The organism is Catalinimonas locisalis, assembly GCF_038039535.1.
Lineage (GTDB): Bacteria > Bacteroidota > Bacteroidia > Cytophagales > Cyclobacteriaceae > Catalinimonas.
Map to the genome: position 1 here is coordinate 441340 of NZ_JBBPHP010000001.1, position 12376 is coordinate 453715.

The 12376-nt window shown below is 47.2% G+C and carries 7 protein-coding genes; 1 reads left to right on the forward strand and 6 read right to left on the reverse strand.

Annotation, left to right across the window (positions count from 1 at the left end):
- Positions 1 to 74: 74 nt before the first annotated feature.
- On the forward strand, positions 75 to 1931 hold the full coding sequence (locus tag WJR50_RS01915) for a transthyretin-like family protein (protein ID WP_341291521.1): 1857 nt from the start codon (positions 75 to 77) through the stop codon (positions 1929 to 1931).
- 302 nt (positions 1932 to 2233) lie between these two features.
- Here the strand turns inward: WJR50_RS01915 and WJR50_RS01920 are convergent, their stop codons facing one another.
- From WJR50_RS01920 to WJR50_RS01945, 6 genes are all read right to left on the reverse strand, one after another.
- Positions 2234 to 4750 carry a DEAD/DEAH box helicase gene (locus tag WJR50_RS01920; RefSeq protein ID WP_341291522.1) on the reverse strand — a complete coding sequence of 839 codons (2517 nt, stop codon included), beginning with the start codon at positions 4748 to 4750 and terminating at the stop codon, positions 2234 to 2236.
- A gap of 143 nt (positions 4751 to 4893) precedes the next feature.
- Positions 4894 to 6525, reverse strand: a complete 1632-nt coding sequence (gene pruA / locus WJR50_RS01925; protein WP_341291523.1) for an L-glutamate gamma-semialdehyde dehydrogenase — start codon at positions 6523 to 6525, stop codon at positions 4894 to 4896.
- Positions 6526 to 6688: 163 nt separating this feature from the next.
- Positions 6689 to 7342, reverse strand: coding sequence for an HNH endonuclease (locus WJR50_RS01930; RefSeq protein WP_341291524.1), 654 nt, complete (start codon positions 7340 to 7342; stop codon positions 6689 to 6691).
- A 3-nt stretch (positions 7343 to 7345) separates the two neighbouring features.
- Positions 7346 to 8557, reverse strand: coding sequence for an AAA family ATPase (locus WJR50_RS01935; protein ID WP_341291525.1), 1212 nt, complete (start codon positions 8555 to 8557; stop codon positions 7346 to 7348).
- 37 nt (positions 8558 to 8594) lie between these two features.
- On the reverse strand, positions 8595 to 11018 hold the full coding sequence (locus WJR50_RS01940) for an alpha-L-rhamnosidase-related protein (RefSeq protein WP_341291526.1): 2424 nt from the start codon (positions 11016 to 11018) through the stop codon (positions 8595 to 8597).
- 103 nt (positions 11019 to 11121) lie between these two features.
- Complete coding sequence (locus WJR50_RS01945; protein WP_341291527.1) at positions 11122 to 12105, reverse strand: succinylglutamate desuccinylase/aspartoacylase family protein; 984 nt, start codon at positions 12103 to 12105, stop codon at positions 11122 to 11124.
- Positions 12106 to 12376 lie beyond the last annotated feature (271 nt).

Sequence of the window (12376 nt, forward strand, 5' to 3'; positions counted from 1 at the left end):
AACATTAATCCAAACTCCGGAAGCCTGTCCGGGCAAAAGGCCGGGGCGGCTTCGGAGATTAACCTGAAACGACCATGAAGTATGTATTGAGAGGTCGCATCCATGCCACGATATGCGACGACCGACAACTACCCCTCAGCCGCACCCTGGTGAGGCTGTATCGTTTTGAAGCCAAAGACGCCACCCGCCTGGTAGCGGCTCCCGCCAAAGAAGCTTTTCAGTTTCTGGAAGAGAAAGACATCAAAGCCAAGCAGAAACGACTGCTGGCCGAAACCACTACTGATGCCCAGGGCAACTATAGCTTTGAGCTTGACGGCGACAAAAAGAAGTACAAAGGCGAAGCGGTAGAAGTGGATGTCTACTATCCCGAAATCCCCGACTACGGGCAGGGAGATACCGAAAAGCCCCGCAATTACAAGCCTTTTCAGGCTACGCTGGATGTGATACAGCCCAGATGGAAAGAGACCAACGAAGGGCTGCTGGCCCAGTGGAACTATACGCTTTCCCGCAAGTGGTGGTGTGCCTTATTGCGCCGCCTGGATATCTGGGTAATCTGCGGTACATTGCTGGACTGCGAATCCGGGCAGCCCCAGTCAGGTATAGAAGTAATCGCGATGGATGATGATGTGATCAGCGATGATACTTTGGGTAGCGCCATCACCGATGCCTCAGGTAAGTTCTGTATCTTCTACCGTTCCAAAGACTTCAAGAAGACTTTCCTTTCCCCTTTCATCAATGTAGAAACGCCTATCTTTCCGCTGGGCAACGGACCGGACATCTACTTCAAATTTGCGCTGGGCGGCTCTATCTTCCACGAAGAAGATCCTTCCCAAGCCCGCAAGCCGGGAAGGGAGAATGTGGACAACTGCCTTTGCGTACGCCTGTGCATAGAGGGTGGGCAGCGAGAACCTATCTCATCATTCTTCCATATTGGCGACGCGAGGCGGTATCATATTGTGCTGAACATCAATCCGGCCGACGGACGTACCGCCAATAAAGCCAATGCTAACTGGAATGAGCAGGCCTTTTTCAGTACGCTGGCACTGCTGGGTACACTGGAAAAAACGCTCAACGGCCAGCCGATGGAGTATAAGTTTCAGTACACCGAACTGGCCAGCCCTGCTGATCCTATTCCCGCCAATCCTGCCGCCTGGACGGATGTGCTCAAAACCGATATTGCCAACGGCACCATCATCGGCTTTACACCCAAGTTTGTGAACTCACCGCCACCGCCTCACTATGACCCGGATATCTATGCCATCAATGCCCAGGCAGGGCAGATAGATGTGGCCTTCAATGGCAACTGGATTGTAGTGCCCCAGACTGCCCAGTTCCTTACCGGTAGGCTGATCAACCTGATCTCCGGCAAACTGGCTTCAGGCAATGTGGATATGAGCACGCTGACCCCGGGCGACAGTAGCACCACGGTAGCACCTCTGCAAAAGAACCGTTACTTCAGCATTCGCATGATCAAGCGGCAGGCAGCGAATGCCGCCAGTGAAGTGGTGGCCGGTACTTCCCGTCCGATTGCTATCTTCAATACCATTTATCAGAATGTACCCCAGGGGGGCTCGTGGGCTCCCGGCCTCACCCAAAGTGAATTGGGTATTGCTACGCTGGATCTGGATGAGTTGGTGACTGGTGGTGGCTGCAGCAATATTAGCGATTCCATTACGGTGAAATATACCGCGGCCAATCCTAATCTGGGCAGTGTAGGTCTTACTTTCAGCGGACCGGGGGCGACCAATAATTTTGACCCTATCGTATACACTACGCCGGGAGAAGAAGCGAATGGCACCTCCCATTATGTAGGCAGCTTTGGTGACCTGGAGAACTGCGCCTATGAAATACGCCTGAACGCAGAACTGAACCTCACCAATGGCGAAACGCAGCACGACAATATCTGGGATAGGGTGCTATTCTGCCGTTGAGAGATGAATGAGAAGGGTTTTATCAGGCCAACCTATCCCGCATAAAAACCAGCGTATTGTTTAGTAGTTTGGTAGTGTTAATCCCAAGCATCAGCTAGGTGCTTGGGATTTTTTTATTGGAGCAAAAAATGATCTGGCAGCTTTCATAAACCTGCCAGACCTAGGTTTCCTCAGCCTTACCTGTGAGCGGCCACTGTGGCAGGAAGGCTGTAGAAATATTGAGTTGAACCTCTGTGTTCTCTACCGGGTAACACTGAGTGGGTCAGGGAACCAGAAAATCTGCAAGGTCGGGATCCACTAAATCATTTTTGCAGCATCTTGAATAAGGTGCCCAATGCACCCAGGGCTTCTTCTACCACCTTCTCATCTTCTACCGGAATCTTAAGGTAAGTCTTACCGCTTGTGGTATCTTTTTCGGTGATTGAAGCCACCAGCTTTTCAGTAGCTGACTTATCTTTGAGCGTCTGGCTAAGCTGACTGAAGAATTTGAGGCCGTTAGAAAGGAGTTCGGCGCCTTCCATAGGTACTGCTTCTGTATCTGCTGTTCCTGGCTGTCGCTTTACCTCCTGCGCTTTGCCGTTGGCAGGTGCATCTTCTTCTTCCATAAAGAGCTCGGCAGTCACTTCATGGGTACTTTCTTCAGGCTGGGCGATGGCTTCCCGCTCTTCTTCCTGCTGCACAAAACCCGTATCGGCAACCGCCCCTTCCGCTGTGCCGGGCACTACGTTTTCTACCGAATTCATGAACTGCTTGAAGCGGCTTTCCGACATAAAAATAGCATCTTCCCCCTGATCCAGTACACCTTCTGCCATGGTAGATTTGAACTTCAGTACGTCCAGCATGCGGTGCTCTATGGTGCCGCTGGAGACGAGGTTAATAATGGAAACTTTGCGCTTTTGCCCCATACGATAAATGCGGGCAATGCGCTGCTCCAGGGTAGCAGGATTCCAGGGAATGTCCAGATTGATCATATAAGAAGCCGCCTGCAGGTTTAGCCCTACTCCACCCGCATCGGTAGAGAGGAATACCACAGTTTCAGGGTCCTGGTTGAAGTTTTTGAACAGATCCTTGCGCTGGGCACTGGGTACTCCTCCGTGCAGGTATTCATACTTTATCCCTTTTTCATCCAGTTCCTGCGCTACCAGGCGGGTCATGCGTTCCCACTGGCTGAAGATCACTACTTTCTCTTCCTGCACCTCAAGGATCTCCTCCAGTATGCTCATCAGTTCGTCTACCTTGGTATCGTGGCGGGTACGCTGATCTATGATGTAGGTACTGTTGCAGGACATACGCATCATGTTTAGGCTGATCATCAGGCGCTGGCGGTCTTTCTCCGGCAAAAAGCCCATCCTTTTCCACTTATTCACCAGCCGTGCCACCACATCGGCGTATTCCTGATGTACTTCATGCTGCATAGCAGTCATGGGTACAAAGAGATTTTTGTCCTGGCGGGAGGGAAGCTGGTTGAGCACTTTCTTTTTGGTACGGCGGATCATTACCTCCTGCAGGGTCTTCCCGATCTTATTCAGGTGCTGATAGCCGATGACCTTGCCGGTATCGTCAGTGATCTGGTATTGGTTGAGAAAGCCAAACAGGGAACCCAGCAGAAAAGGGTCAATGAATTGCATAATGGAGTACAGCTCTTCCAGTTTGTTCTCCAAAGGCGTACCGGTCAGCACAATGGCGTAGGTAGACTGGACCTTTTTGATATTCTGCGAAACCTTGGTCTTCCAGTTTTTGATGCGCTGTGCCTCATCCAGGATCACCAGGTCAAACTCATGGGCATTGATATGCTTGAGGTCGTTTCCGGCAGTATAATAGCTAACGATCTTATAGAAACTCTCATCTTCATGATACTGCGGAATACGGGCCAGAGGATTGCCTTCCACTACCAGAGAGGTATTGTCTGTAAATTTCTCAATCTCCGTTTTCCACTGGTATTTGAGGGAGGTAGGGCAGATGATGAGCACCCGGCCAATGCCAAACTCTTTCTTCATCAACTCGGCGGCGGCAATGGCCTGTATCGTTTTTCCCAGCCCCATCTCATCGGCAATAAGGGAGCGGCCTGCTCGGGCTGCAAAATACACGCCTTCGCGCTGATAAGGAAAAAGTTCGGCTTTGATCAGATCATTAAAATATTCGCTTTTAATATTCTTAATACGGTCACGCAACTGCTGATGGCGGTTTTCTTTCTCACGCTGTTCAATGACATACTCCAGCGCATCATCATAGCATCGGAAACTATCATGCAGGGAATGGGCTTTTTCCAGAAACTTATCAAAGCTGGCAAAGGAACGGGCTTTCAGTACCCTGTTTTCGTCAAAGTATTGGCTGGCTAGTCTTTCAAAAACTTCCTGATTTTCGCTGCCCACTCGTATCATCACTTTGCGTTCACCCTCGTATTTGAGATATACGGAAGTATAAGGAGCTTCACTGGATTCTTTGAAATACTTGCGGAGATGGGTATTTCGCCAGAGCTTACCCAGCACCGCTTCAATATGTTTGCAGGTCCCTAGCTGGTTAGTCTTAAAGTCATAACAGGAGCAGAAGTTGGCATTGTTTCCTGCTGCCACCGCTTTAGGGCTGCTGCGTATAGCTACCTTATAAGCGCTTTTGGTAATAGGGTTGAAGACGGAAAAGTCTGCATAAACAGGATGCTCAGTAAGCTTCTCGATTTCAAATGTGCTGTCATTACCAAACTGCTTGCGGAGTGCAATCTGCCAGGCTTCCAGGCCCATATTATCCGGCTTTTTGTGGTAGGGCACCTTGCTCTTCTTGGTACTTTTCTTTTTGGTTTTACGGGTAGTCTTGGTCTTCATGGTTTTGTTATGGTAAGGGCTGCTATACTCAGTATCCAATTGTTGGATAGACTAAAGAAAGATAAAAAAAGTTAAGCCTTGAAAGAGGAATCAAATAAAAAAACCGGAAGATTTGCTAAAATCTTCCGGTATATCGTTTATTTCTACTCGCCCATGTAGGGGTAACGATAATCTTTAGGCGGTACAAAGTTCTCCTTGATCGTACGAGGAGATACCCAGCGCAGCAGGTTGATCATGGCACCTGCCTTATCATTGGTACCCGAACCTCTTGCGCCACCGAATGGCTGCTGACCTACTACCGCTCCGGTAGGCTTGTCATTGATGTAGAAGTTACCGGCAGCCTGACGCAGTTTGCGTATCGCTAACTCCACTGCCATTCTGTCCTGAGAGAAGATTGCACCGGTAAGGGCATAAGGTGAAGTTTGGTCAACCAGTTCCAGCGTCTCTTCAAAGCGCTCCGCCTGATATACATAAATGGTCACTACCGGACCGAAGATTTCCTCTTCCATCGTTTTGAACTTAGGATCATGCGCCTGAATAATGGTAGGCTGAATAAAGTAGCCTTTGGACTTATCGTATTCACCACCGGCGATGATCTCCGCCATCTCATCTTTGCGGGCGTGATCAATATAGCCGGCAATTTTGTCAAAAGCCGTCTCGCTGATCACTGCTCCCATAAAGTTGCTGAAGTCTTCCACATCACCCATCTTCAGGCTTTTGTGATCTTGCAGTATATAGCCTTTTACTTCCTCCCACAGGTTATTAGGGATATAGACACGGGAAGCCGCAGAACATTTCTGTCCCTGAAACTCAAAAGCACCGCGGATGATGGCGGTAGCCAGAGCTTTGGCATCGGCCGATTTGTGGGCGATGATAAAGTCTTTTCCTCCGGTTTCTCCTACAATACGAGGGTAAGAGCGGTACAGGTCAATATTATTACCAATGGTTTTCCAGAGCTGCTTAAATACTTTGGTGCTACCGGTAAAGTGCAGTCCGGCAAACTCAGGATGCTTAAATACTACATCCCCTACTACCGGTCCATCTACATTGATCAGGTTGATCACTCCATCAGGCAGTCCGGCCTCGCGAAAGATTTTCATGAGCAGGTGAGCTGCATAGACCTGTGTTTCGGCAGGCTTCCAGAGCACTACATTCCCCATCATAGCGGGTGCGGTAGGCAAGTTACCCGAAATAGCCGTGAAGTTAAAAGGCGTAATCGCCAGGATAAAACCTTCCAGTGGACGATGTTCCAGGCGGTTCCACAGCCCTTTGGAAGAGATAGGAGGCTGCTGCTCATACACTTCCGTCATATAATGCACATTAAAGCGGAGGAAGTCTATCAGCTCACAAACCGCATCAATCTCCGACTGATGAGCTGTCTTGGACTGTCCCAGCATGGTAGCGGCATTCATCTGGTAGCGGTAAGGACCGGAGATGAGTTCTGCTGCTTTGAGGAAAATGCTGGCTCTTTGCTCCCAGGGCATATTTTCCCAGCTTTCCTTTACGTTGAGGGCAGAGTCAATGGCCTGCTTTACGTGAGAAGCATCGCCTTCATGATAATGGCCCAGAGTGAACTGATGATTATGAGGAGAGCTGAGCCTCTTCTTATTGCCGGTAGTAATCTGTTCGCTGCCGATGTAGAGCGGAACTTCTACCGGCTGCTCTTTCATGGCTTTGAGGGTAGCCTGAAGGGCTTCTCTTTCGGGGGTGCCGGGGGCGTAGTCATAAACCGGCTCATTAGTAGGTGTGGGAACTTTATAAAATCCTGTTGACATATTGAAATGTTGTTTTGATGCGATAAAAAAATTTGTTTGCAAAGGTATAGCGGATAAAAAACAGATGATAACAATACCACTCTTTTTTTCCGGTGCACGTACTTTTTCTAACGAAGCCCTTAGCGGTATAGGTTCAGTTGGGGGAGGAGAGATATATATGCAGCTATGAATCTAAGAGGTTAGAATATTTGTCTAACATAACTTTAAACATCAGGGAGAAAGGGCGATCTGGATTTTTAAAGCTTAGTAGAGCTTCTTTTTCTTGCTCAAGTATTCCTCTAGCTTCCTGATGCATCGCTATTAAAATCTTGCTTAGAAGTTGCTCAAAATATTTTATTTGAGTTAGTCTTACTTTATCTAATTGGTCACTATTTAATTTGAACTTTTGAATAGTTCTTAACCCTAATTGAGACCCATTCTTGGTTCTGATAATTTCATCTTCAAAAATTAAATGTTCTTGAATGATATCATCAGAATCACGGCAGGGATCTAAAGCTTCAGTAACAGGAATATGAAGGTTATTCTTTTTATTGTTGCAATTATCGCAGGCCAGGTAAAGATTATCCCAGTCAAAAGCTAAATCTTTTCTTTCCGCTACTTCAATAAAGTGATCTACTTCCTGTGGGACATCTTTTAGCTTTCTTTCACAATAGAAGCACTTGTGAAAGCTCATGGTATTTAGTCTATCTCTGATTTGCTGATGTGCATATTGCTTGTTGCTAGGCCTTGGGTTATCACTATTTACAAAGCGTTCCCGCCAGCTTTCTTCTTTTCTTTCCAGAATATCAGGTTTAGGAAGTCTTTGAATAAAACGCATGAGTTACTTGCCCGATAGGTTGCTTAGTAGATCCTCTACATCAAAATAAGAAAAGTATTGTGGGTTGATACTTTTGAGCTTTTTCTCAATTTCATCCCTCTTTTTGTTATCTCCCTCTTCAATAGCTTTCTTACGCTCATCAACTAGTTTACTGATTTTCTCATTGAAAGGCTGGGTATTAAAGAGAGGAGTGAGCAGTATTTCATCAATTGGTTTGTTAGAATAAACATCAGTTTCATCTACAATTTCTGCATGATCTTCTCTGGATTCACAAACATATATGCGGGAATTCTCAACGGAAGCTACAATAAAGGGTGAGTGGGTAGTAAGAATGATCTGAAGGTTAGGAAATATTTCCAGAATGTTATTCAGAAACGTCTTCTGCCATTTAGGATGTAGGTGGTTTTCCGCTTCATCTATAAGTAGTAAGCCAGGAGTATGGCAAAGCTCTTTTAGTGGCTTTCCACTCAAAACATTGGCTGAATACATTTTTCCCAGCATAGAAACCAGTCGCTGTATCAGATAGAGGTTTCCGCTGCTCAGTTTGTCTAGAGAGATTTCCTTACCGTTTTGTTCTATGATAGGAGTAAGCGTTTTACGCGCTACATATTTAAACTCTCCATTATTCAAGCTAAGTTGGATAACTTTTTTTAATACTTCAAAAAGGGCTTCACCCATCTTCTTTTCATCATCATTGTCGCTTGACTTGAGATAATCAAAATATGTAATGAGCTGGGTGACTTCTATATTTTGGTGAATCCCAGTGAGAGCATCAAGAAGATGGTTTTCAGGTTTGGGAGCAGTCAGGCTTTGAAGGTCAAAGCTATCAGTTGCTAATTTGGAGGTCCAATAATCAACCACCCATTCTCCTTGATTATCAGCATTGCCAAATTTTTTATTAAAAGACGGTATAGAAGTTTCAAATCTATTTGGATCATGTGAATAAGTATTGGTTGACTTTACTTCTCCTATTTGAGGAATAGATATTTTAACTTCAAAATTTTGTTTATCATTTATTATTTCTCTTTCTAATCTACCTGAAATTCCAAAAAGAAGTCCCCTGATAGCATCCAGAATAATGGTTTTTCCTGTACCATTTTCTCCGGTAATAATGGTCACTGGCGGTTTTTCCTGTTTATCATTTTCGGTGATAAACTCTATGTGCCCTTCTCTGAAAGGGCCAATGTTTTTTATGTCAAGAGATTGTATTCTCATGTTTGCAATATAAAAATAATGTTGCTACTTATCTGTTTTACCTCACTTCCAGAGAAAGGTTGTTGCCACTAACTTCTACGACATCAAAATTGCCCTGCACCTTTGGCTCTACCTTTCCTCCGTTGAGCTGCCAGTCCTGATACTTGCCTTGGGGAAAGGCCAGCTCTATCGTCCAGCCAGCCCGGGCCTGGGTGAGATTAAGGGTTAAAGTTTCATCATTTTGCCGTAAAGAGACATTGATCTCATTCTCTCCTATCATCACATTTTCCAGGCTCACCTCATGCCAGGAAGAAGGAAGCTGAGGTTGTATGCGGATACGCTGCTCAAAGGCCTGCGGACGAATGCCAAAAAACTGTTCCACAATCGGGACAGCATAGCTGTAGATATTCCAGGCCTGGGCCATCATACCATAGTCGGGAGAGACTTCATACATAGAACCCGGCAAAGCGAAGCTGAAGGTACGGGTCATCCGCTGCAGATAGTCTAAAGCCTGGTCAGGACGTCCGTAATTGTTTTCTGCGATCGCCTGTACGCCGGTAGGTAAGGTCATCACCGCCCCGGTATAGGAGAAGGTTTTCTTTACCTGTGCAAACGAACTTTCGTCTTCACCCGCTGTCTCATCTCTGTCAATACCGGTGACAAACATGCCAAAGGGATTGACGAAGCGACTGCCTGTTTCCAGAGCCAGCAAGGCTTTGGCGGAGTCAGCCACTCCGGTTTCCATAGGCGTATTGACTACCCAGTTGTGATGCAGTACAAAACCCTGCTTCTGCTGCAGTGGCTTGTCAGATAGCTGTGCCTGGGTGTTTTTTAGCTCTTTTACTGCCCAGGGTTTGTGGAGAGAGTCAGCGCGTTGGATTGCATCTTCAATCAGATGTAACGCCTGTTGGGTAGTACCGATAAAGTCAGCATAAGACTGATAGGCTGGCACCCAGAAGTCAGTATTGATTTTTTCTTTCAGCAGGGCTGCTTTGCTGCGGTACGCCTGAGCCAGGGTACTATCTCCCATTTCCTCTGCCATCGCTGCCGCATCGCTGAAGGCTTTCTGCGTATACACGGCCACATCAATCATCTCGCTGTCCAGTCCGTGGATTTCCATCATGCCAAAGCCATCGGGTAGCATATTCTCATCATCATCATTTTCTTCCAACAGCCAGGCCAGCCCTTTTTTGACAGTAGGATAATATTTTTCCAGAAAAGCAGTGTCGCCAGTCCACTGGTAGACTTTCCAGATCAGCGAAGCAAACTGTGGGGTTTCATTGATGTTACCCGGGTTAAAAACTGCTCCGTTGGTAGAGACTTCATGTACGATACGTCCGTTGCCATTGGTGGTTTCCGAAACCCTGTGGATCAGCTCTATGGTGTTGTACACCAAGTCTTTCTGCCCGATCATGATGGCTCCCTGCAGCGCATATTCACTATCCACACCAAACCACCAGGGATAATCTGGTATACCTGCCGATATGCCACGACCCACTTCAGGTACATCCCGGACCAGCCAGTCGGTATTGTATTTGAGCCAGCGAAAAGCCTGTTCCAACTGTTCATCAGGAATGTCAAGCTGAGTTTGCCGGGCAATGGTCTGGTAGCGGGCTTTCTTTTCTGTAAGGAAGCGGGCAGCGTGATCACTGACTTCTTCATAAGTAGCCTTTGCTTGCTGCTCTGAGGTATATGAGCCTGCGATGGTAAATGGAATGCTGAGCGTATCCGAAGGAGCAAGGCTCAGGGCATAGGTCAGAGAAGCCTGAGCACCCTGTCCCTGAGGATGGTACTCACAGAAAGCAGCGGTGTCGGAATGTGACACAGGGCTAGTGTTAGCGCCGAAGATGACATACCAGTCATTGGCCTGGTCTTTGGCTATCCAACTCTGCAAAGATGGTTGCCAGTATATGGTGTCCTTAGCATCCTCCATAGCGGTGCGCTCGCCCAGCCATACCGGGCGCAAGTCCGTATGTCCGCTCAGTACAAAGTTAAAAGTGAGGGCTTCTGCTCCCGTATTAACAAAGGTATACTCCACCACCACCGCTTCCCGGGCATCGGGCACAAACTGAAAGCGTTCTACCCGCAAACCCTCAGCGCTGCCAGAAAAGATGTGCTGGTTGGCAAAGGGGTAATTGATAAATGTATCGGCTTCTGACAGGCAATAAGATTGCTCCTCTGTCTGGATGGCAGCAGTAAACCCATCCATCAGTTTGATCGGGTGGTCCCAGATACCGCCCATCTCACCGGCTACGTGCCAGCCCAGGTCAGGAAATTGCCCATTCTGGTGCCCTACCATATAGACCCTGTCTCCAGCCGTTACGTAGGGCGAGTTGAGGTATTCACTTCGTCCTCTGATGCTTTCCTGATCGGCCACGATTTGGCTTAAAGATTCTTGGGGAGGGGATTCACTTTTACATTGAACCAATAATAATGTGATTGAAAAAATAATGTAGTAAGGAGGGAAAGTGTACTTATTCATAGCCTTAGGGTGTTGTCAGCAAAAAGGAGTCTGCAAACCAATATAGACTTTTTTCATGTTCTGACAAGCTTCACAGGCATGACAGAAATAATATTGCGGAGACCTATTTTTTAATAATCCCCAGGTGCAGCAGCGCATCTCCCTGGTTGACGACCGGGTTATTATTCAGGCCGATGACATGCGCATGCTCGGGAGACTTTACGTACATCTGGAAGTCACCGATGGGGTCGGTGATAAATCCGATGTTTTCTCCTCTCTTTACGATGGCTCCCAGCTTGATGAGGGAGTGAAAAAGACCGGCATGTCGGGCTCTGATCCACTTTCGCTTATGGATAACAATGCTTTTATTGACACTTTTCGGATGTGTTTTGAGCATACCCACGTGCTTCATCAGCCTGCGGGTGCCATTAATACCTGCCTGTATTGCCCTTTCATTCAGACGTAGTGACTCCCCTCCCTCATAAATAATAATACTCTTGCCTTTTTTGTCGGCCGCATGTCGCAGGGAGCCTTTGATCAGTTTGGAGTGGAGGGTATAAGGAGCATCAAAAGCAAGGGCCAGCTCTTTGCTGAGTGGATTTTCAAAGTTACAGCGCACTTGTGGAATATTAGCCCGGCTGGCACCCCCGGTGTGGAAGTCAATGCCATAGTCAATTAGCGGGATGATCTCTTTCATCAGTACATAAGCCACTCTGCTGGCCAGAGATCCATTCTTGGAGCCTGGAAATGAGCGATTTACATCCTTTCCATCGGGTACGGTGCGGGAAAAGTGCACAAAGCCAAAGATATTGAGCAAGGGGATGCAGATGACTGTTCCTTTAGCAGGACGGTGAAAGCCCTGGTCGCGGATGCGCCGGACGATTTCAATGCCGTTGATCTCATCGCCATGCAGGCCTGCCATGAGCAGTAGGATAGGGCCAGGCTTAAGCGCACGGCTCACCGAAATGGGAATAACGATCTCGGTACGGGAAGGTAGGCGGGCAAAGTTGAGGTCTACCAGCATTTCCTGTCCGGGGGGTATGTCTTGACCCGCAATGGTGAGGGTAGAGGCAGTATCTTCATGGGGACGGTTAATTCTATCAGGCATGGGGTAAATTTGAGAAATTTTGATCATAAATACGCATTCTCTCCGAGAGGAAAACCAGGGGAATCCTACATCATCCTTACAACAGAGGATAATAAATCACCATCAACAGGACAGCCTCAATGCTAGTTAAGCGTTATCCGAATAAGCGTATGTACCATTAACATCTCAACCTAGCCATCTGAATAGCGGTCAAAAAAAGTAAATTGGTCTTCTAAATGAAGGAATCTGTCGATGATGGTAGGTGTCTGCTTGTAAAAGGAAATAATTACCG